The organism is Acinetobacter sp. YH12098 (genome assembly GCF_013419235.1).
Lineage (GTDB): Bacteria > Pseudomonadota > Gammaproteobacteria > Pseudomonadales > Moraxellaceae > Acinetobacter > Acinetobacter amyesii.
The window spans coordinates 15448-35941 of record NZ_VPAO01000034.1 but is presented as its reverse complement, the minus strand read 5'-3'; the positions used below and the strand labels follow the sequence as shown (position 1 = coordinate 35941).

At 39.9% G+C, this 20494-nt stretch carries 24 protein-coding genes; 11 read left to right on the top strand and 13 right to left on the bottom strand.

All coding sequences use genetic code 11. The features are described 5' to 3' along the window. Positions 1-18: 18 nt before the first annotated feature. The 7 genes from FTU38_RS11890 to FTU38_RS11860 form a co-directional block, all read right to left on the bottom strand. A complete protein-coding gene (locus FTU38_RS11890) occupies positions 19-870 on the bottom strand; it encodes a MoxR family ATPase (protein ID WP_078188501.1) in 852 nt (283 codons plus the stop codon). A 21-nt stretch (positions 871-891) separates the two neighbouring features. Next, positions 892-1275 (bottom strand): hypothetical protein, encoded by a 384-nt coding sequence (locus FTU38_RS11885; RefSeq protein ID WP_078193907.1) that lies wholly within the window; start codon positions 1273-1275, stop codon positions 892-894. Positions 1276-1296: 21 nt separating this feature from the next. Further along, positions 1297-1605 carry a YcgL domain-containing protein gene (locus tag FTU38_RS11880; protein WP_078188503.1) on the bottom strand — a complete coding sequence of 103 codons (309 nt, stop codon included), beginning with the start codon at positions 1603-1605 and terminating at the stop codon, positions 1297-1299. Positions 1606-1729: 124 nt separating this feature from the next. Then, entirely contained in the window at positions 1730-2872 is a 1143-nt protein-coding gene (locus FTU38_RS11875) for an HRDC domain-containing protein (RefSeq protein WP_180007280.1), read from the bottom strand. A 201-nt stretch (positions 2873-3073) separates the two neighbouring features. Continuing rightward, a complete protein-coding gene (recR, locus tag FTU38_RS11870; RefSeq protein WP_180005090.1) occupies positions 3074-3670 on the bottom strand; it encodes a recombination mediator RecR in 597 nt (198 codons plus the stop codon). 12 nt (positions 3671-3682) lie between these two features. Then, positions 3683-4012, bottom strand: coding sequence for a YbaB/EbfC family nucleoid-associated protein (locus FTU38_RS11865; RefSeq protein ID WP_078188506.1), 330 nt, complete (start codon positions 4010-4012; stop codon positions 3683-3685). A gap of 32 nt (positions 4013-4044) precedes the next feature. Beyond that, on the bottom strand, positions 4045-5232 hold the full coding sequence (locus FTU38_RS11860) for an O-succinylhomoserine sulfhydrylase (protein ID WP_180005091.1): 1188 nt from the start codon (positions 5230-5232) through the stop codon (positions 4045-4047). Positions 5233-5374: 142 nt separating this feature from the next. Between FTU38_RS11860 and FTU38_RS11855 the strand changes: the two genes are divergently transcribed. From FTU38_RS11855 to FTU38_RS11805, 11 genes are all read left to right on the top strand, one after another. Beyond that, positions 5375-6469, top strand: coding sequence for an alpha/beta fold hydrolase (locus FTU38_RS11855; protein WP_180111296.1), 1095 nt, complete (start codon positions 5375-5377; stop codon positions 6467-6469). A 17-nt stretch (positions 6470-6486) separates the two neighbouring features. Next, a complete protein-coding gene (locus FTU38_RS11850) occupies positions 6487-7359 on the top strand; it encodes an NAD(P)-dependent oxidoreductase (protein ID WP_180060194.1) in 873 nt (290 codons plus the stop codon). Between the two features lie 88 nt (positions 7360-7447). Beyond that, the gene (locus FTU38_RS11845) at positions 7448-7717 is read left to right on the top strand and encodes a YARHG domain-containing protein (protein WP_078188510.1); all 270 of its coding nucleotides are present in this window, start codon (positions 7448-7450) and stop codon (positions 7715-7717) included. Between the two features lie 31 nt (positions 7718-7748). Beyond that, positions 7749-8162 (top strand): HIT family protein, encoded by a 414-nt coding sequence (locus FTU38_RS11840; RefSeq protein WP_078188511.1) that lies wholly within the window; start codon positions 7749-7751, stop codon positions 8160-8162. 310 nt (positions 8163-8472) lie between these two features. Then, on the top strand, positions 8473-9552 hold the full coding sequence (locus FTU38_RS11835) for a porin (RefSeq protein WP_180111294.1): 1080 nt from the start codon (positions 8473-8475) through the stop codon (positions 9550-9552). Between the two features lie 522 nt (positions 9553-10074). Then, positions 10075-10266 carry a cytochrome oxidase putative small subunit CydP gene (gene cydP / locus FTU38_RS11830; protein WP_078188513.1) on the top strand — a complete coding sequence of 64 codons (192 nt, stop codon included), beginning with the start codon at positions 10075-10077 and terminating at the stop codon, positions 10264-10266. Further along, the gene (locus FTU38_RS11825; protein WP_180111292.1) at positions 10266-11852 is read left to right on the top strand and encodes a cytochrome ubiquinol oxidase subunit I; all 1587 of its coding nucleotides are present in this window, start codon (positions 10266-10268) and stop codon (positions 11850-11852) included. The genes cydP and FTU38_RS11825 overlap by 1 nt, the downstream gene beginning before the upstream one ends. Next, a complete protein-coding gene (gene cydB / locus FTU38_RS11820) occupies positions 11849-12994 on the top strand; it encodes a cytochrome d ubiquinol oxidase subunit II (protein WP_180111290.1) in 1146 nt (381 codons plus the stop codon). The genes FTU38_RS11825 and cydB overlap by 4 nt, the downstream gene beginning before the upstream one ends. Before the next feature lie 24 nt (positions 12995-13018). After that, positions 13019-13120, top strand: a complete 102-nt coding sequence (cydX, locus tag FTU38_RS11815; protein WP_002120988.1) for a cytochrome bd-I oxidase subunit CydX — start codon at positions 13019-13021, stop codon at positions 13118-13120. A gap of 3 nt (positions 13121-13123) precedes the next feature. After that, positions 13124-13426, top strand: coding sequence for a cyd operon YbgE family protein (locus FTU38_RS11810; RefSeq protein ID WP_180111288.1), 303 nt, complete (start codon positions 13124-13126; stop codon positions 13424-13426). A gap of 221 nt (positions 13427-13647) precedes the next feature. Further along, positions 13648-14094, top strand: coding sequence for a hypothetical protein (locus tag FTU38_RS11805; RefSeq protein WP_180111287.1), 447 nt, complete (start codon positions 13648-13650; stop codon positions 14092-14094). Between the two features lie 192 nt (positions 14095-14286). Here FTU38_RS11805 and rodA read toward each other — a convergent pair whose 3' ends face one another. From rodA to FTU38_RS11775, 6 genes are all read right to left on the bottom strand, one after another. Beyond that, complete coding sequence (gene rodA / locus FTU38_RS11800; protein WP_180111285.1) at positions 14287-15423, bottom strand: rod shape-determining protein RodA; 1137 nt, start codon at positions 15421-15423, stop codon at positions 14287-14289. Positions 15424-15508: 85 nt separating this feature from the next. Further along, a complete protein-coding gene (ispD, locus tag FTU38_RS11795) occupies positions 15509-16234 on the bottom strand; it encodes a 2-C-methyl-D-erythritol 4-phosphate cytidylyltransferase (protein WP_180111282.1) in 726 nt (241 codons plus the stop codon). Further along, a complete protein-coding gene (locus FTU38_RS11790) occupies positions 16197-16589 on the bottom strand; it encodes a septum formation initiator family protein (protein WP_078188520.1) in 393 nt (130 codons plus the stop codon). Before FTU38_RS11790 ends, ispD begins: the two co-directional genes overlap by 38 nt. A 16-nt stretch (positions 16590-16605) precedes the next feature. Continuing rightward, positions 16606-17895, bottom strand: coding sequence for a phosphopyruvate hydratase (gene eno, locus FTU38_RS11785; RefSeq protein WP_078188521.1), 1290 nt, complete (start codon positions 17893-17895; stop codon positions 16606-16608). A gap of 64 nt (positions 17896-17959) precedes the next feature. Further along, positions 17960-18817: a 3-deoxy-8-phosphooctulonate synthase gene (gene kdsA / locus FTU38_RS11780; protein WP_180111280.1), complete on the bottom strand. Its 858-nt coding sequence runs from the start codon at positions 18815-18817 to the stop codon at positions 17960-17962. A gap of 31 nt (positions 18818-18848) precedes the next feature. Further along, positions 18849-20489, bottom strand: a complete 1641-nt coding sequence (locus FTU38_RS11775) for a CTP synthase (protein WP_180005100.1) — start codon at positions 20487-20489, stop codon at positions 18849-18851. Positions 20490-20494: the final 5 nt, after the last annotated feature.

Here is a 20494-nt window from a genome sequence, read left to right as displayed (position 1 = left end):
TTAAAGAATTAATATCAATTAACGACGTGACATAAATGCTAGACGCTCAAGCAATTGCACATCTTGTTCGTTCTTAATCAAGGCACCATAAAGCGGTGGAATTGATTTTGATTTATCTGTGTTGCGTAAAATATCTTCTGGCATATCATCAGCCATCAGCAAACTCAACCAATCAATCAACTCAGAAGTTGAAGGCGGTTTCTTTAAACCCGGAACTTGACGTAATTTAAAGAAAATTTGCAGTGCTTCAGAAACCAAGGTATTTGAAATATTTTCAAAATGCACATCGATGATTTCACGCATGGTTGCTTCATCAGGGAATTCAATATAATGGAAGAAACAACGACGCAAAAAGGCATCTGGAAGTTCTTTTTCATTATTTGAAGTAATGATCACGATTGGACGTTGTGTTGCCGTAATCGTTTCACCTGTCTCGTACACAAAGAATGACATTTTATCGAGTTCATGCAGCAAATCATTAGGGAATTCGATATCTGCTTTATCAATCTCGTCAATTAGAAGTACACAACGTTCTTCACTGGTGAATGCTTCCCAAAGTTTACCCGGCTTAATATAGTTTTTGATGTCATAAACACGGTCATCGCCCAACTGACTATCACGCAGACGGGATACGGCGTCATACTCGTACAAACCTTGTTGAGCCTTGGTCGTCGATTTGATATGCCAAGTAATGAGCTTAAGGCCTAAACTTTCAGCCACTTGTTCGGCTAAAAGTGTTTTACCTGTCCCCGGCTCACCTTTAACCAAAAGTGGCTTTTGCAATGAACGTGCAGCTTTTACTGCAAGTTTTAAGCTATCGGTCGCAATATATTGATCTGTACCAGTAAATTGTTGAGTTTCAACAGACATGACATAACCTTATTTTTTTATTTAAAGCGGTGAAATTTTCTTGTTTACAACGTGCTGTGGTTTCGCTGCATTGTATTTGGTCCAAAAATAACCGAGGACTAAACCAATACCCACCACAAAGAGAATCAACGATAGATTCAACCAAACCAATGGCTGATCTTTTGTTAATACACCAAAAATCAAACCAAAAATCGCAGGTGCGATTGCTGCATTTGAACCTTCAGAAACGGTTGGTGTTAATAAAATAGCAAATACGATAAGCCAACCAATGGCACCGATCGTTTTGGGTAAGCGCTTCATCAGCCCATACCAACACAACAAAGCAATTACAGCCCCACCTAGGTAAACCGTAATTGCAATACTGCTTTCAGGAATTGAGTCCAATACCGATACTACACCATTCATTTTCACAACTCCTGAATTAACTTAAGCGCCGCGCAAGCCTTCTGGCTCAACTGCATTTGGGTCAATTAAACCTTCTGGAGGCATTTGAATAAAGAACCCTTTTGTTTCAATTGAATCTAATACATGCAATACGTTCACACGTGCAAGTTTGCGTGATTCACTGAGTTCTAGATCCATGACAAATGTGGCACGACCAAATGCTGTACGTAAAGCATCAGGCATTACTGCAAGCGGATCTGTCGCTTCAGTTTCGTTTTCATTAACTTCAGGACGAGCAATATAAAGATACATTTCATCTTTTTTGCTCGATTTGTAGATAGAACAGTACATAATTGAATCAATACTCATTAAACGCAAGGCAAAGGATACATCAAAAAAAAGACTGATACATTAGTGTTTATTAACGCATCAGTCGTGAATTTGTATAAGTGATAGTTCTTTAATCAATCAGAACTTATTCCAACACTTTCATTTGACCAGAAAGATAGCTTTCATCGGCATGCAGCACTTCAATTAAAGGCTTCGTCAGCAAATCATAGCGCCAGCCCAACAAATAACTCGGTAAATCTTGTTCATCATTATGAAAAACCACATGCTGATACAAAGCATTTAACCATTTTTTGCGCATTAAAACTTCTTTAGGCACAGAGGTTTCTTGTACTGCACGCTGAATAACGGTATCGACGCGTGAACCAATATCCTGAGAAGAGTGACGAATTGGACGTGCCATACGCAGCGGCCATTCAGCTTGTTCAGGTAAAAACTTCAACAAATCTAAAATAATTTTACCATGCTCACGCACAATGTTCGGACGAATGTCTTTCACCGCACTCAATTGAAAATTATTTTTTGGATTCTTTTCTACCATATCAATGATGGTTGAGTTTTTAAGAATAAAGCTACGTGGCTGATTTAAGGCTTTCACCATTTGCTCACGCCAAACGGCCAATTGCTGAATTTGCATGAGCTGACGACGTGAATGTCGATAATTACCAATATCGTGATACAGCAAATGGATCGGCGTTTCAGTGCCAATTTCATAAGTTAAATTTTTGCAGTCCTCAAGCACACAATTTAATAAACTTTTCGCAGCCAACTCATTTTGAATCGTTTGGCTTAAATTCATTAAATAATGTACATCATTCGCTGCATAGTTCAATTGCTCGGCACTGAGTGGACGAGCCAACCAATCTGAACGTGTCTGATCTTTATCTATATCTACATCGAGCATAGTTTTTAAGGCATTTTGATAGCTGACTTGTAAGCCATGCCCTAAAAATGACATCCCAACTTGTGTATCAAAGACATTTTCTAAAGACTTATGCTGTGCATAGTGATAAATCAGGTCGATATCTTCACTACAAGCATGAAAAATGTTTTGCTGAGCCGCAAATAATTTTTGCCAGAATTGGCTTAAATCGAGGGTTGTACCATCAAGTAAATACACCTGATTTTGTACATTAATTTGGAAAAGTCCAAGTTTGGGCCACAGGGTATCTACTTTTATAAACTCGGTGTCGAGTCCGTAAATCGAGCTTTGGTCCATAAGATTTAAAACAGAATTTAAATCTGGCTGATTTTGAATGAATTGATACATAAGTTGCTGAGTCTAATTTTAGATGCTCTATGAGCTTATATTAACTGATATATATTATTTATCTATAAGGAAAAACGTTATTTTAGTGACTTATTTTCTTTATTTGGCTTTTTTATTCATTATTAACAAAAACTTTAATCGTTATTAAGTATAAATAATTAGGTGAATTTTATACAAAGCGAAACGAGTTTCGCTCTATAGTTACTTCATTCGCATTCGGTTATGCACGGCCTGACTTAAAGTATGACTATCCACATATTCAAGCTCACCACCCTGTGGTACACCCTGTGCAATACGGGTCATTTGTATTGGTAAATGCTTGGTCGCTTCAACCAAATAATGTGCTGTCGCTTGACCTTCTACCGTTGCATTGGTCGCCAAGATCACTTCCTGCACTTTACCATCACTTAATCGTTGAATTAAATATGGGATACCAATTTCGTCTGGGCCAATACCATCGAGTGGCGACAAATGTCCACCCAATACATGATATTTCCCTCTAAAACTGCCACTTTGCTCGATTGCCATGACATCTGCGGGAGATTCAACCACACAAAGCAGTTGATCATCACGTTCTGACGAGACGCATATGTTGCACACTTCATCTTCAGTCAATGAATGGCAAATTGTACATTCATGAATATAGTTGGTTGCTTCAGTCAAGGCATGTGCCAAACCAACAGCGCCTTCCCTATTTTTCATGATTAAGTGCAGTGCCATACGTTGAGCCGACTTTGGCCCAACGCTTGGCAAAATACGCAATGCCTGTACAAGTTGATCAAAACGATCACTAAACATTCAACGTATTCCTTAGAATAAACCTGAAAGACCTGGTGGAAGACCCATACCAGAGTTTGCAGATTTCAGTTTTTCTTCTGAAATTACTTCAGCTTGACGTGAAGCATCATTCATTGCTGCTGCAATTAAGTCTTCAATCATATCTGCATCATCTTGAAGTAGTTCAGGATTGATTTCGATACGTTTCACTACATGACGTGCAGTCATAGTAACTTTAACCAGACCACCACCTGCTTCAGCGTGAACTTCAACTTGTGCAAGCTCTTCCTTGGCTTTTTTAATGTTGCTCTCAACTTCTTTTTGCATGCGTTGAGCTTGCTGCATGAGCATATTAATGTTCATAAAAATCTCCGAACAAAACTGATGAATTCACTTTAGATAAGATCTAAACCGCGTGAAAGATCGCGAATAATATCATTAATATCTTCTAAACCAACAGATACGCGAATTAAACCTTCGCTAATCCCTGCTGCTTTTTTCGCTTCTGCTGACATTCTGCCATGAGAAGTCGTTGCAGGATGGGTAATTGTTGACTTTACATCACCCAAGTTACTTGTAATAGAAAGGAACTTAGTATTATCAATCACTGTCCAAGCGCCTTCACGTTCGCCTTTCACAACAAACGATACAACTCCGCCAAAGCCTTTTTGTTGCTTTTTCGCCAACTCATGACCTTCGTGATTTGGAAGTCCCGCATAGTACACTTTTTCAACTTTCGGGTGTGAATCTAACCATTCAGCTAAAGTTTGAGCACTTGCACAGTGGGCTTTCATACGTAAGCTTAAAGTTTCTAGGCCTTTCAGGAAGATCCATGCATTGAATGGACTCATCGAGTTACCCAGTGTACGAATAACACCTGTAATCTCTTCCATCAATTTTGCACTACCAACAACTGCACCACCGAGCGCACGACCTTGACCATCAATATATTTTGTTGATGAATAGATCACGAGGTCCGCACCAAATTTAATCGGTTGCTGTAACACTGGTGTACAGAAGGTATTATCGACTGCAAATAATGCCCCATGCGCATGTGCAATATCAGCAATGGCTTGTAAATCACCTACTTGAGCTAATGGGTTTGACGGTGTTTCAATAAACAATAGGCGTGTAGTTGGACGAATCGCTTGTTTCCAAGCATCTAAATCTTCCAAATCAACAAAAGTAACGTCAACACCAAATTTGATGACATATTTTTCAAACAGAGAAATGATCGAACCAAAGACAGCACGTGAACACACCACATGATCGCCAGCTTTCAAATACGCCAAAGTGATCGCGTGTACGCCCGCCATACCTGAACTTGTCGCAACCGCGGCTTCAGCACCATCCAAAACAGCTAAACGTTTTTCGAAAGCTTGTACAGTTGGGTTGGTATAACGTGAATAGGTATTGCCTTCAATTTGACCTGAAAATTTTGCTGCGGCATCTGCTGCACTTTCACAAACAAATGATGAAGTCAGGAAAATTGGCTCGCTATGTTCACCCTCAAAAGTACGAGTATGACCTGTACGAATCGCTAAAGTCTCTAATTGGTATTCGATGTCGTCTTGTTGGCTCATCTGTATTACTCAGTCGCGAAGAACTGCCTTTGTGAAGAATTGCCAATATTTTGAGCGTCTAAGCTATTTAAGGTCAAGGTAAAATACGAAATTATCGCTTAGACTTCGACCAATCCTACAAGGACTTAGGCAATTGACAGTTATGCACCCTTTCAAACAGAAATTTCTAGCGCAGCAAAAGAAAATTAAACACCTGTCTACACGTGTGTTTAATGCAAAATCGCTGGTCCTTTCTCAATCAACACCCTATGAAGTAATTACTGAATATAAACATGCAAAAGTTCGGTATTACGCTTCGCCTGATCGTAAATACAAAGAACCCTTAGTGTTTGTTGCACCACTGGCCATCAATATGGCAATTTATGATTTGTATCCATATCGCTCATTGGTGAAACATTTTCAACACAGTGGCTTTGATGTCTATTTGTTGGAATGGGGAAAGTTGAACTATCAAGATCGATTCTTAAATTTTCTATCGTTTATTGATGATGTGATTCCACATTGTATTGATCAAATTTCTCAGCATGCAGATAGTCGATACATCTCGCTACATGGTTGGAGTATGGCTGGAGTCTTTGTCACGCTGTATACCGCATTACATCAACCTGAACATGTTAAAAATCTAATGGTGATGGGCGCGCCGATAGATAGCTATGCCTCAGGTCGTATCGGAAAGTTATTTCAAAAAACCAATCGCTTGCTTTCACGTAGTAAGAATTTACAAGATACGGTCTACACCGGGAAAATCCCTAAACATTTTATCCATACACCGGGTGTGCTCAATGCGATTGGCTTTAAAATCGTCGATCCAATTGGTTGGTTCAAAAGCCAAAAGCAATTTTTATCTAACTTAGATAATCTGCATGACCTGTATGAACATGCAACCATGGGCGATTTTCTCAATCACATGATTGACTATCCGGGTGGCATTAACCAAGACATGGTGTTCAATGTTTGGCTACAAAATCCGCTTAAAAACGGCATTATTCAATTGAAAGATAAAGTTATTCAATTAAAAAATATCCACTGTTCATTGTTAATTGGCGCGGGTTCTAGCGATCAAATTGTTACGGCAGATGCAGCAAGTCCTTTAGGCGAATTGACAAGTAGTCAAGATGTCACGTTTACTCTCATTCCCGGTGGTCACCTCGGCCTGATGTCGAGTCAAAAAAGTGCCAATCAATTTTGGCCAACTTTGACCCAGTGGCTTACACAAAGATCCAGTTTATTGAAATAAAAATTTAGAGGGTAAAGATGATTCAGTCAGTTGCATTTATCGGATTGGGCGCAATGGGTTACCGTATGGCAGCGCACCTACCAAAACAGTTCGACACGGTTTATGTCTGGAATCGAAACTTTACCAAGGCAGAACAACATGCTGCTGAATTTGGTACGCAAGCGGTTGCTTTAGAGCAAGCAATACAAGCGGACATTATTTTTTCCTGCCTACCCATCAGCCAAGATGTTGAAAATTTAATTGCGAGTGTAACGCTGAAATCAGGCTCGATTTGGGTCGACTGTACCAGCGGTGTACCCGAATCTGCAAAAAAACTCGCTGCTGCCTTAAAGCAGCAAAATATTGCATTCTTAGATGCCCCTGTGAGTGGACAAACCATTGGCGCTGAAACGGGAACATTAACCGTCATGATTGGTGGTGACAAAGTAGCCTTTGAACGTGCATTACCTGCGATCCAAACATTTGGCAAACTGATTAAACATGTGGGTGAACCGGGTGCGGGTTTTGCCGTCAAAGCTGTAAACAACATGTTAATGGCTGTAAATCTTTGTGCAGTTGCTGAAGGATTCACCACCTTAAAAGCGCATGGCGTGGACTTACATGAAGCACTCGATTGTATTAATGCGTCGAGCGGTAAAAGTAATGTGACTGAAACAGTTTTACCGCAGCGCGTACTGAATCGTAGCTTCCCATTAACCTTTGCACTTCCATTACTTGCAAAAGATACGGGAATTGCTGTTGATCTGGTGCGACAAGCAAAACTTTCAGCACCGGTGCTCTCTTTGACGCAAAATTTAATCCAAGCAGCAAGCGATCAAGCTGAAGAAAACAGTGATTTTTCAAGCGCTATGATTATGTATGAAAAATGGAGTAAAATTACAATTGAGTAATAACTCGCCATTGAATAACGATAAATAACCATCATATTGTACTCTAGTGTCATAACACACATTGTTACAAATGACAGAGGAAACTCGCATGAACAAATTTACCCTCGCAACTTTGCTAGGTGCTGTAACTTTAATCGGGGCTTCTACTGCTGTTTTAGCATCTGAGCAAGAATGCCAAAAGTTGAAAAATGACCATGATGTGATTTATGCATCGAAAGGTTTCTGCTTTAAAGATCCTGACGCTAAAGCGAAGTTTGGCAATGACAATTGCTACACAACTAAGCCTAAATTTTCAGAAAAAGAGCAACAACGACTTGACGCGATCAAAGATCGTCAGAAAGAATTGAACTGTAAATAATTACGATTCAATTCGCTCAAGGAATTTAGCAATGACTTATGATGATCAAAATATTTTTGCTCGGATTTTACGCGGAGAACTTCCTGCGTTTAAAGTCTATGAAGATGATCAAGTACTCGCTTTTATGGATGTCATGCCACAGGCCGAAGGTCATACGCTCGTAATTCCTAAAACCCCTGCTATTACGCTGCTTGATTTAGATCCAGAAGCGGCTGCTTATACCATTCAGGTAGCTCAAAAAGTTGCAAAAGCAATGGAAAAAGCCTTAGACGTGAAAGGTATCGTATTGATGCAGTTGTCTGGCGCTGCTGCGGGTCAAACTGTTCCGCATGTGCATTTCCACCTAATTCCGACTTCAGTGCATGAATTAGGTAAACATGCCGCACAAATGGGCGACATGGAAAAAATCAAAGCCATTGGCGAAAAAATCAAAGCAGCACTTTAAGTTCAATTGAGTTTAAAGTGATGATCAATGGAGCTTCGGCTCCATTTTTTATGTCTCGAATATTATCCCAAGAACTTTTAGCTGCAAAATTTACTGTTCAATACAACCCTAAGCATTTAATAAATATTCATTTTTATAAGTATAAAAGCAATTTAAACCAGAAATCACCTTTCACCGTTTTGAAATATTTCCTTAATAGAACTGTCTTATTTGTAATGAATACTTAGCGCCATTAGATAGCGAAATTACTTCTAGCCAAGCTACTGATAAAACATATTGATATGACTGGAAAAGTCTTCTGGAGCTTCAAATGAAAAAAACTCTATGTGCATTAGCAATCGGGGCAACAATTCTTACACCAATGATGGCGTCTGCTGCAGATGTAAAAATTTATGGCCGTGCACATGTCTCTCTTGACTATCTAGATGATGGTAAAGATTACAACGAAGTTGGTCTTTCTTCTAACGCTTCACGCTTAGGCTTCAAAGTAGATCAAAAAATTAATGATGACCTCAACGTATTCGCTCAAATTGAGCAAGAAGTAAACTTTGCAAGCGGTAGCCAAGACAGTAAAGGTGTAGATTTTTCAACACGTGACACATTCGTGGGTTTAAAAAGTTCAACTTATGGTCAAGCACGTGTAGGTCGTTTTGACAGCCCATTTAAAGTCGCACGTAGCCCTGTGAACTTCTTCGGTGACATGGTTGGTGACGTTCGTAACGTAACACGTGTAGGCAACTTAAAATTTGATGAACGTAATGAAAACACCATTGAATATAAATCGCCAAAATTTGGCGGTGGTTTCAATGTATTAGCTGCAATGTCGATGCATTCAGGTACACAAATTGACCGTGAAACAGATGGTGAAGGCAAAGATGACAACAAAGCCTATGACCTTGCTCTAACCTATAAAGAAGGTCCAATTGATTTTGCAGCAGCTTACGAAAAGTATGATGAAAATGCAGCAAACGCAGCAGGTGGCGCAAGTCGAGATGCATTCCGTATTGCCGGTGCATATAAATTAACTGAAGAATTTAACTTGGGTGCCTTATACCAAATTGCCAAACACGACAACGATACATCCAACCCAGATGCGCAAGTTTTTGGTGTAACTGGCGAATATAAAGTAACGCCTAAAACCTCAGTACGCGGTGAATACTTCTACCGTGACGTAGATGCTGATGATGCCAATGCAAGCTTGATCGGTGTGGGTGTAGAACATAAGTTAGATAGCACTTTACGCGTATATGGCAACCTAGCAACTGTGCTTAACGACAAAAACTCTAAACTTAACCCTTGGAAAGAAGGTCGTAGCTTCGGTAACGGTATCGCAGGGATCGGTGATGAAAATGCAACTGCACTTTCTCTTGGTCTACGTTACGACTTCTAAGCTGCAATATCTCCCCCAAAAGACATACTCCGGTATGTCTTTTTTTTACTCAAATAAAATGTCTCAGAACTAAAATAAGCTAAGTTCATCATGTATCAAATATTTAAAAAGTATTTAAAAAACTTAGTCCAGCCTCTTTAACATTAACCATATAGAGATCGTTTAACAGCACTACATCAATAGCCCATTTTTTTAGCCAAACTTAAAAATAATAAATACAAATCTTATTCATTCAATAAAGATTCTCATTATTAACAATATAACTTTTAGTAAATATAGTAAATTAGTCAGAATTTAAAACATAAATATAAGCGTTTTAGTCGGATTTAAAATAATTAAACACAAGTGTTTTAGTCAAGTATTTAAAATAAAAAATTAGTTTATTTTTTAACTAATAAGTAATATAAGTAATTGTATTTAAATTACTTAATAATATATTTTTATTTTAACTGTTCAACCTATTTGCTTTTTGTATATATTTGTTAATAATATAGTACAAGTTTAAAGAATAGGCTTATCTCCATGAGCTTAAAATTCAAAGATTTAAATCGTCGTGTGGTCAGAGAAATAACCGCAATACTAATAATTAAAGTGATTATTTTAATGATCATTAAGAACATCTGGTTCGACGCCCCTACTATCCCTAAAAACTTTGACAATCAAGTTGCCGAGCATATTGCTGGCAGTCCTTCCCAAATCAAGGAGACACGTTGATGATTTCTGAAAGCGTGGTCGATCTTTCGCGGTTCCAATTTGCAATGACCGCGATGTATCACTTTATTTTTGTTCCACTGACTTTAGGTCTGGCTTTTATTCTTGCCATTATGGAAACCACCTATGTGATTTCTGGCAAAGAAATTTATAAAGACATGACTAAATTCTGGGGAAAACTCTTCGGTATTAACTTCGCTTTAGGTGTTACTACTGGTTTGACCATGGAGTTTCAGTTCGGTACTAACTGGGCGTATTACTCACACTATGTCGGTGATATTTTCGGTGCACCATTAGCCATTGAAGGTCTGATGGCATTCTTCCTTGAATCAACATTTATTGGTTTATTCTTCTTCGGCTGGGATCGCCTATCCAAAGTTCAGCATTTGGCTGTCACTTGGTTAGTTGCTCTAGGCTCGAACATGTCCGCACTATGGATTTTAGTGGCCAATGGTTGGATGCAAAACCCTGTCGGTTCCGCATTTAACTATGAAACTATGCGTATGGAAATGGTGGACTTCGGTGCATTGATTTTCAACCCTGTGGCTCAGGTTAAATTCGTACATACCGTATCTGCAGGTTATGTGACTGGTGCTATTTTCGTACTGGCAATTTCAAGTTACTACTTATTGAAAAAGCGTGACTTGCCATTTGCGCGTCGTTCATTCGCTATCGCTGCTATCTTTGGTTTAGCTTCTACACTTTCAGTGATCTTACTAGGTGATGAATCTGGTTATGAAATTGGTGATGTACAAAAAACTAAACTTGCTGCAATTGAAGCTGAATGGGACACTCACCCAGCTCCAGCGCCATTTACTTTGTTTGGTATTCCAAATAAAGAAACCATGTCTACTGACTACGCGATCAAAATTCCTTATGTCATGGGGATTATTGCAACACGTTCAACTGACAAAGAAGTGACAGGTATTAAAGACCTGATCGTACAACACGAAGCGCGTATTCGTAACGGTATGGTGGCTTACTCGCAGTTAGAACAACTTCGTGCAGGCGATACTTCTCCTGAACTTAAAGCAGCATTTGCTGAGTCTCAAAAAGACTTGGGTTATGGTCTGCTTCTGAAAAAATACACAGACAAAGTTGTCGATGCTTCTGACGAACAAATCAAAGCAGCTGCAAAAGACACTATTCCACATGTCCCAAGCTTGTTCTGGGCATTCCGTGCAATGGTTGCTTCTGGTTTCTTAATGCTCCTTCTGTTCGTACTTGCTACCTATGCTGTCGGTAAACGTAATGCAGAAAACAAACCTTGGTTATTAAAGTTTGCTTTATTTGCCCTGCCATTACCTTGGATTGCAGCACAAACAGGTTGGTATGTTGCCGAAGTTGGTCGTCAACCTTGGACTATCGGTGAAGTTCTACCTACACATCTTTCAGCTTCTAGCTTAAGTACAGGTGATGTATGGGGTTCTATCCTTGCATTGGCAGCGTTCTACACTGTACTGCTGATCATTGAAATGTACTTAATGATTAAATTCTCACGCCTTGGCCCAAGTTCTCTACATACTGGTAAATACCACTTCGAGAAACTTGAAGCTGCAAAAAAGGCAAATGAGGAGGCTCAAGCATGATCGAATATGAATTACTCAAAATCATTTGGTGGGTATTAGTCGGTGTCCTACTGATCGGCTTCGCTCTCACCGATGGCTTCGATATGGGCTCAATGGCGATCATGCCATTCGTAGGTAAAAAAGACGAAGAACGTCGTGCGGCAATCAATACGATTGCCCCACACTGGGACGGTAACCAAGTATGGTTTATTACTGCCGGTGGTGCGCTGTTTGCAGCATGGCCAATGGTATATGCGACTGCATTCTCAGGCATGTACTGGGCACTGTTACTGGTACTCTTCGCCCTCTTCTTACGTCCAGTCGGTTTTGACTACCGTTCTAAACTTGAAAATACCAAGTGGCGTAATTCTTGGGATTGGGGTTTAGCAATTGGTGGTGCAGTTCCTGCCCTCGTATTTGGTGTTGCGTTTGGTAATATGTTCCTCGGTGTACCATTCACTATGGACGAAACTGTTCGCTCGACTTATACAGGTAGTTTCTTTGCGCTGCTTAACCCATTCGCTTTAGTTTGCGGTATCGTGAGTTTATCTATGCTTTGCGCACACGGTGGTGCATGGCTCATGCTTCGTACAGACGGCGACCTACGCGCACGCTCTGCAAAAGCAACCCAGCTTATGGGTATCGTATTCTTAGTTTGCTTCTTACTGGCAGGCGCATGGTTATACTTCGGTAATATCCAAGGCTACACATTAGCGCAACCGTTTGACACGAATGGCGTTGCTAACCCATTGGCTAAAGAAGTGATCACCAATGCCAACCCAGGTTGGATGAACAATTATAGTATTTATCCAATTACTATGATTGCGCCAATCATGGCAATTTTAGGTGCGCTGATCATTATCCTTGCCGCAGGTAAAGGTAAAGCCGGTTTCAGCTTCCTTGGTTCAAGCTTGACAGTCATTGGTGCAATCTTAACTGCTGGTTTTGCATTGTTCCCTTTCCTTATGCCATCGAGCATCAACCCAACTGTAAGTTTGACTATGTGGGATGCGGTATCAAGTAAAAATACACTGACTGTGATGACAGTTGCAGCATGTATTTTTGTCCCACTTATCCTGTGCTACACAACTTGGTGTTACTACAAGATGTGGGGTGTAGTGACTAACAAACATATTGAAGAGAATTCACACAGCCTATACTAAGGCTGTGTCTAAGGAGAAAAGACGATGTGGTATTTTGCTTGGATTCTCGGTATCTTGATGGCATGTTTTGCAGGTGTACTTAGTGCGCTTTACATCGAACATCATCAAGATCTAGATGAGGAATAACAAATGACTGATGCTGCTGTAGAAAAATCACTTGTAGAAAAGAAGCCAAATAAATTTGCAATGGTCATTTCCTGCCTGTTAGCTTTTCCTTTGGCAGCCGTGTTACTTGTACATCCTGCTGCCATGCTGGATGACAATGGTGGATATAGCCATCGAGCGCTGATGTTCATCATGATAGGTATTTCAGGTGGTTTTGTGCATGGTGTGGGTTTTACACCACACCATTGGTTCTGGAAATGGCTTTTTAGCCCCTTCCTCGCTTGGCCACTAATGTTGTGGGGCTACTACACATGGCTCCTACACTAATTAATATCTAAATAAAGCCCTCAATTGAGGGCTTTATTTTTGATTGAAACTACAAAACAGTTTCAAATCCCACAGATAAATAAAAAAATTCGATCCTAGTTGCACACTTCAGAGTTTGTATGAGCACTAATATGTAAATGAAAGGTATTTAGACTATCGAAACTAGACATTAGGATTTAATATCTAGATCAATAGATATATTAGATATAGGATCTAGTCTTATGAAAATAAAAGGTTTTCTTTTAAACCAAAATCCAATTTTTTTTGATCGAAATGCAAATATATTCAAGAACTTTTCAATGCTAAAAATAGAAAAACTCTGGAGTATGTGTAATAGAAATTTTAGTGATCTTACAAACAAAAACTACGCTGAAGTAATTCAATCTGTCTTTTCTAAATATAAAGTGCAAGAACAAACTTACTCATTTGAATCCACTGGAGGAATATTAGAGTTTGATATTTCATGCTCTATGTATGATTGTTTGGCATATAAAGAAACCAATGGATTCTTCGATGAGTGTGATTGTCCGCCGCCAGAATTTTGGATTGCTTATATTGACGATAAGTTATTTGCTTATATTCCAAAAGAATACTTAGATATAGCAAATTGTGGTGTTGAAATATCTATGAGCGGAAGCTTGCATTGGGTCCAAACATTAGTAGATTAAATTTTATTTCTTTTATGATGCCTTAACTTTAACTATAGATTAAAGCACCACATCACCGGATGAAGCTTTTTAATTTATTTGAACATTTCATGACTATTTCAATAGTCAATTTTTCGCAGTTTTATCTCGTCTATTTTAAATCTCAAGCAAAAAAAACCGGATATAAATCCGGCTTAATGTTGTCTATTACACTTAACGATGCGTATGAATCGACATCACAATCCCCATACCTGCAAGCATGGATATGACTGCCGTCCCCCCATAACTCATCAAGGGCAATGGATCACCTGTTACCGGTAAAATCCCACTGACCATACCCGAGTTTAAAAATACAAAAAAGAAGAAAGTTAATCCTATCGCTCCTGCATAGAGTCGTCCAAAATTATGGAAGCAATTTAGTCCAATAATCAAACAGCGAACAATAATTGCTGTAAATAAACTAAATAAAAGAAATACACCAATAAAGCCAAACTCTTCAGCATAGGTCGACATGATAAAGTCAGTATGATGCTCTGGCAGATAGCCCAAGTGCGACTGCGTCCCTTCGGTATACCCCTTACCCATTAAACCACCTGATCCAATGGCAATTTTAGATTGAATAATGTTCCAACCTGCACCAAGCGCGTCAGATTCAGGGTCAAATAACGTCAGTACACGTTTTTTCTGATATTCCTGTAAAAAAAACATCCAAAGTACAGGTGCTGCAATTGCAAAGGCGGTTAAAGCACCGGCAATTAAACGCCAAGACATACCACTTAAAAATAAAACAAAAATACCCGGAATAATCAAACCGATATTCAAGTCAGGCTGTAAAGCGACCAATGCAAATGGAATCAATAATAAAATTAATGCACCGACAATTTGTAAAAATTTCGGTGGAAAAGGTTTTCGCGCAAAATACCACGCCATCATGAGTGGCATGGCAAATTTCATAAACTCACTCGGCTGCATACTGCCGATACCCGGCAAGCTAATCCAGCGTTTCGCCCCCATCCTTTTTTCACCAATGACCAACACCAACAACAGTAAAAATATACCGATAGCATATAAGTACGGACTCATAGATTGGTAAACTTTGGGTGGAATTTGCGCACAGATCAACATCACAATAAAGCCCACACCAAAACTTGTGGCTTGACGTAGTACCATTCCCGAATCTTCCGCGGTCGCACTATAGACAACCATCAGCCCCAATATTGCATTGAGTACCAAGAAGCAAAGTAACCACGGGTCTAAATGAAGTTTAGCCCATCGAGAAGAATCGTGTTTTATACTGCGGCCATCGCGTAATGACTGACGTAAAAAACGATACTGTTGAGAAGGGATCATTGCGAAACAGATCTAAAAAGGATGCGGGAATTATAGATTAAAGCGACAGTAAAAATCACTGTCCCTTAAATATTCCTTGAAATAATCATCCATTAACTTGAGACGCTAAAATTAAACGTGCCAACTCTAAGTCATCAGGATAGGTAATTTTAATATTGTCCGAACGACCTTGCACGACATTAACTTGCTCACCGACAAATTCTAAGGCACTAGCTTCATCTGTGATGGTCGCACCAGCGGCAAGCGCTTGTTCAATGGCATTTTTAAGCATACCCAATTTGGCAATTTGTGGTGTCTGCGCTTGCCATAAAGTTGAACGATCTACCGTTGTTGATATTTGTGGTGGCGTTTCAACTTGTTTTAAGGTGTCGCGTACAGGGATGGCGAGAATCGCACTTTGCTCCGAATCGACTGCCGATTGAACTAAATCTTCTAGACTCAACTGTGAGACACATGGTCGTGCTGCATCATGAACAAACACCCAATCATCATCATTGGCAATCGAAGATAGATATTGCAATGCATTGAGTACAGAATGCACACGCTCTGCACCGCCTAAACAAAAATGAGCCTTCTCTTGATTAGTGAGTGCCAAGGTCTGAGCAACATTATCTTGCTCACCTATAGCCAATACATAGCCTGTCAACGGCAATTGGTTGAGACGTGCAACTGTGTGTTCAAGCACAGTTAGACCCGCAATGTTTTGATATTGTTTTAGTTCAGTTTTAGAAAATCGACTTCCTGAACCAGCAGCAGGAATAATAGCCCACAATTTAAGGTTCGGGTGGAAGTTCGGCTGGTTCTGACTCATTGGTACGTAGGTCTACTTTTGCGTTTGGATCAATATAAATTGGTTTGTACTGAGTACTGATCGTACTCATCTGCACGAAAGTTTCATGCGGTTTAATTAAACCTAAATCTAGACGAGCATGCTCTTCAATAGCTTCAACGCCATTTTTTAAATCGTATACTTCAGCTGCAAGTACGCGATTTCGTTCTTTTAATTCGTCATTGAGTTCGACTTGTTGTTGTATTTTCTGACTCAGTTGTTGATGTTGATGGTAACCACCTTCACCGAACCAGTATAAATATTGAAACCCTGCGATCAAAAAGATCGCAAGGCCCAACAATGCTTTACTCGCTTTGGAGTCAAATACATTTAACATAGATAGCATGATCTGCTTAGTTCAAACCTTTGAACTCAGCTTTACCGCGATATGCAGCATTAGTCAATTCTTCAATACGAAGTAATTGGTTATATTTCGCTACACGGTCAGAACGGCAAAGTGAACCAGTCTTGATTTGACCCGCTGCTGTACCCACTGCAAGATCCGCAATAGTTGAATCTTCAGTTTCACCAGAACGGTGTGAAATTACTGTAGTGTAACCATTTGCTTTTGCAAGGTAGATTGCATCTAGAGTTTCAGTCAACGTACCGATTTGGTTGTACTTGATCAGAATTGAGTTACCCACTTTTTCGTTGATACCACGTTGAAGAATCTTAGGATTCGTCACGAATAGGTCATCACCAACCAATTGGATTTTGTCGCCAAGGATTGAAGTGAGGTAAGACCAACCTTCCCAATCAGACTCGTCCAAACCATCTTCAATTGAGATGATTGGGTATTGTTTTGCAAAACCTGCAAGGTAGTCAGCAAATTGGTTGCTAGTGAATGCTTTATTGCCTTCACCTGCAAGGATGTATTGACCATCTTTGTAGAATTCTGAAGATGCACAGTCAAGCGCAAGCATAATGTCAGAACCTGCTTTGTAGCCAGTTTTTTCAATTGCTTCAAGAATTACTGTAATTGCTTCTTCGTTAGAACGAAGGTTCGGTGCAAAACCACCTTCATCACCAACTGCAGTATTTAGACCTTGTTTCTTTAAAACTGATTTTAAAGAATGGAAAATTTCAGCACCAGCGCGTAAAGCTTCAGAGAATGAAGTGAAGCCAACTGGCTCAATCATAAATTCTTGAATGTCTACGTTGTTGTCTGCATGTGAACCACCATTTAGGATGTTCATCATTGGAACAGGCATAGTCAAAATGCTGTTATTTCGAAGGTCTGCGATGTATTGGAAAAGTGGAATTTTCTTTTCATCAGCAGCAGCGCGCGCAGCAGCTAAAGAAACCGCTAAAGTTGCGTTCGCACCTAATTTTTCTTTGTTTTCAGTACCGTCAAGCGCGATCATTGTGTTATCAATGTCTTTTTGTTCGAATACTGATTTACCCAACAATGCATCACGAATTACTGTGTTAACGTTGTTAACCGCAGTTTTAACGCCTTTACCTAAGTAACGAGCTTTGTCGCCGTCACGAAGTTCTAAAGCTTCACGAGAACCAGTTGAAGCACCAGATGGTGCACATGCACGGCCTACAACGCCAGAGGCTAAGATTACGTCTGCTTCGATGGTAGGGTTACCACGAGAGTCCAAAATTTCACGTGCACGAATGTCAACGATTTGGCTCATGAACAATTCCTCAGTTGATTAATAAAAATGATGCGTCAAAAGTGACGCATCAATGTGTATCGAATTAGTGTGTGTCTAACTTTGCGAAACCTTTAACTAAGGTATCGAGCTCTTTTAACTGTGCCAAGAAAGGTTCCAACTGTGACATGCGTAGCGCACATGGACCGTCACATTTGGCATTTTCTGGATCTGGATGAGCTTCTAAGAACAAACCTGCTAAACCAGTCGCCATACCTGCACGTGCCAGTGTCGTGATTTGCGCACGACGACCACCTGCAGAATCCGCACGACCACCCGGCGTTTGAAGCGCATGTGTAACATCAAAGAACACAGGGACATTCATTTCTTTCATGATGTCAAAGCCCAACATGTCTACAACTAAATTGTTGTAACCAAATGCTGAACCACGTTCACAAAGAATTAGTTTGTCATTTCCTGCTTCCAAACACTTATGCAAAATATGACGCATTTCGTGTGGTGCGAGGAACTGTGCTTTTTTAATGTTGATGATGGCATCAGTTTTCGCCATCGCTTCAACAAGGTCAGTTTGACGGCTTAAAAATGCAGGAAGTTGGATAATATCCGCAACTTCAGCAACAGGCGCAGCTTGGTATGGTTCATGTACATCAGTAATAATCGGCACATTAAAGTGTTTTTTAATGTCAGCTAACCACTCGATTCCTTTTTCCAGGCCTGGGCCACGGAAAGAGTTCAAGCTTGAACGATTGGCTTTATCAAAACTTGCTTTAAACACATATGGAATATCCAAGCGTTTGCAGATATCCACATAGGTTTCAGCAATTTCAAAAGCAAGGTCTTTTGACTCAAGTACGTTCATGCCGCCGAATACTACAAATGGCAAATGATTTGCCATTTGTATATCACCTAAACGTACAATTTCCTGTGGTTTTAATTGTGACATTTAAACTCTTCCTGGTTTAGTCAAAAACACATTATTTCGCTTTTTGGTACTGCTTTTTAGCAGCATCAATAAAGCCTGCGAATAATGGGTGTCCATCACGTGGTGAACTTGTAAATTCCGGATGGAATTGTACAGCAATAAACCAAGGATGTTCAGGAATTTCAACAGTTTCAACAAGACGCTGTACTGGAGAATAACCTGAAATCTTCATGCCTTTTTCTTCAAGCACTGGGATATAACGGTTGTTCATTTCATAACGGTGACGATGACGTTCAACGATCTCTTCAGAACCGTAAACTTGTGCAGTTTTTGTTCCCGCAACCAATTCAGATTTTTGAGCACCCAGACGCATTGTGCCGCCTAAGTCAGAATCTGCATTACGTTGTTGAACTTCGCCGCGCTCATCTAACCATTCAGTGATTAGACCAATCAATGGTGATTTTGTAGAACGGTTAAATTCAGTTGAAGTTGCATCGCTAATACCCGCAACGTTGCGCGCATATTCGATCACAGCCAACTGCATACCTAAACAGATACCAAGGAATGGCACACCGTTTTCACGTGCAAAACGAATCGCTTTCATTTTGCCTTCTGTACCACGTTCACCGAAACCACCCGGAACTAAGATTGCATCTGCGTCTTTTAATACGTCGTTAACATCTTGGGTTTCAAGCTCTTCTGCATTTACGTAGTCGATTTGAACTTTCACACGGTTTTGAATACCCGCATGTAAAAGTGCTTCGTTTACAGATTTGTATGCATCTGGAAGTTCAACGTATTTACCAACCATCGCTACACGAACTGTGTATTCAGGGTTCAGTAAAGCATCTACAACGTTATCCCAGTCTGTAAGATCAGCTTCTGGAAGATCGTTATAACCAAAACGTTCACAGATTAAATCATCAACGTTTTGTTCATAGAAAGTACGTGGAATTTGGTAAATTGAACGCGCATCTTTACATACCACAACTGCACGTGCTTCAACGTTCGTAAATAACGCAATTTTACGTGTAGTGTCAGCATCAACATCATGCTCTGTACGGCAGATCAGGATGTCTGGTTGAATACCAATCGACAAAAGCTCTTTTACAGAGTGTTGAGTTGGTTTAGTTTTTAATTCAGCAGCTGACTTAATATATGGGAGTAAAGTTAAGTGCATTAACATTGTGCGCTTATGACCTAGTTCGACCATAAGTTGACGTACAGATTCCATGAATGGGAGAGATTCAATGTCACCTACTGTACCGCCGATCTCAACGATCGCAACGTCATAGCCTTCACCTGCGCGAAGAACACGTTCTTTAATATTATCAGTAATATGTGGAATAACTTGAACTGTACCACCGAGGTAATCACCACGACGTTCTTTATTCAAGACATCTTGGTACACTCGTCCTGAAGTAAAGTTGTTCAGTTTGGTCATTTTCGCACGACGCAAGAAACGTTCGTAATAACCCAAGTCTAAGTCAGTTTCAGCACCATCCTCTGTGACAAAAACTTCACCGTGTTGGAATGGACTCATAGTCCCTGGATCGACATTAATGTATGGATCCATTTTTACCATGGTTACTTTTAAACCACGGGCTTCTAAAAGCGCAGCCACTGATGCAGCTGAAATACCTTTACCTAGTGATGATACAACACCACCAGTAACGAAAATAAAATGGGTCATTAAGT

Bases quoted from the DNA above. Each gene is read 5' to 3' on its own strand.
- FTU38_RS11890 (WP_078188501.1), bottom strand. From the start codon at position 870: ATGTCTGTTGAAACTCAACAATTTACTGGTACAGATCAATATATTGCG.
- FTU38_RS11885 (WP_078193907.1), bottom strand. From the start codon at position 1,275: ATGAATGGTGTAGTATCGGTATTGGACTCAATTCCTGAAAGCAGTATT.
- FTU38_RS11880 (WP_078188503.1), bottom strand. From the start codon at position 1,605: ATGTACTGTTCTATCTACAAATCGAGCAAAAAAGATGAAATGTATCTT.
- FTU38_RS11875 (WP_180007280.1), bottom strand. From the start codon at position 2,872: ATGTATCAATTCATTCAAAATCAGCCAGATTTAAATTCTGTTTTAAAT.
- recR (WP_180005090.1), bottom strand. From the start codon at position 3,670: ATGTTTAGTGATCGTTTTGATCAACTTGTACAGGCATTGCGTATTTTG.
- FTU38_RS11865 (WP_078188506.1), bottom strand. From the start codon at position 4,012: ATGAACATTAATATGCTCATGCAGCAAGCTCAACGCATGCAAAAAGAA.
- FTU38_RS11860 (WP_180005091.1), bottom strand. From the start codon at position 5,232: ATGAGCCAACAAGACGACATCGAATACCAATTAGAGACTTTAGCGATT.
- FTU38_RS11855 (WP_180111296.1), top strand. From the start codon at position 5,375: ATGCACCCTTTCAAACAGAAATTTCTAGCGCAGCAAAAGAAAATTAAA.
- FTU38_RS11850 (WP_180060194.1), top strand. From the start codon at position 6,487: ATGATTCAGTCAGTTGCATTTATCGGATTGGGCGCAATGGGTTACCGT.
- FTU38_RS11845 (WP_078188510.1), top strand. From the start codon at position 7,448: ATGAACAAATTTACCCTCGCAACTTTGCTAGGTGCTGTAACTTTAATC.
- FTU38_RS11840 (WP_078188511.1), top strand. From the start codon at position 7,749: ATGACTTATGATGATCAAAATATTTTTGCTCGGATTTTACGCGGAGAA.
- FTU38_RS11835 (WP_180111294.1), top strand. From the start codon at position 8,473: ATGAAAAAAACTCTATGTGCATTAGCAATCGGGGCAACAATTCTTACA.
- cydP (WP_078188513.1), top strand. From the start codon at position 10,075: ATGAGCTTAAAATTCAAAGATTTAAATCGTCGTGTGGTCAGAGAAATA.
- FTU38_RS11825 (WP_180111292.1), top strand. From the start codon at position 10,266: ATGATTTCTGAAAGCGTGGTCGATCTTTCGCGGTTCCAATTTGCAATG.
- cydB (WP_180111290.1), top strand. From the start codon at position 11,849: ATGATCGAATATGAATTACTCAAAATCATTTGGTGGGTATTAGTCGGT.
- cydX (WP_002120988.1), top strand. From the start codon at position 13,019: ATGTGGTATTTTGCTTGGATTCTCGGTATCTTGATGGCATGTTTTGCA.
- FTU38_RS11810 (WP_180111288.1), top strand. From the start codon at position 13,124: ATGACTGATGCTGCTGTAGAAAAATCACTTGTAGAAAAGAAGCCAAAT.
- FTU38_RS11805 (WP_180111287.1), top strand. From the start codon at position 13,648: ATGAAAATAAAAGGTTTTCTTTTAAACCAAAATCCAATTTTTTTTGAT.
- rodA (WP_180111285.1), bottom strand. From the start codon at position 15,423: ATGATCCCTTCTCAACAGTATCGTTTTTTACGTCAGTCATTACGCGAT.
- ispD (WP_180111282.1), bottom strand. From the start codon at position 16,234: ATGAGTCAGAACCAGCCGAACTTCCACCCGAACCTTAAATTGTGGGCT.
- FTU38_RS11790 (WP_078188520.1), bottom strand. From the start codon at position 16,589: ATGTTAAATGTATTTGACTCCAAAGCGAGTAAAGCATTGTTGGGCCTT.
- eno (WP_078188521.1), bottom strand. From the start codon at position 17,895: ATGAGCCAAATCGTTGACATTCGTGCACGTGAAATTTTGGACTCTCGT.
- kdsA (WP_180111280.1), bottom strand. From the start codon at position 18,817: ATGTCACAATTAAAACCACAGGAAATTGTACGTTTAGGTGATATACAA.
- FTU38_RS11775 (WP_180005100.1), bottom strand. From the start codon at position 20,489: ATGACCCATTTTATTTTCGTTACTGGTGGTGTTGTATCATCACTAGGT.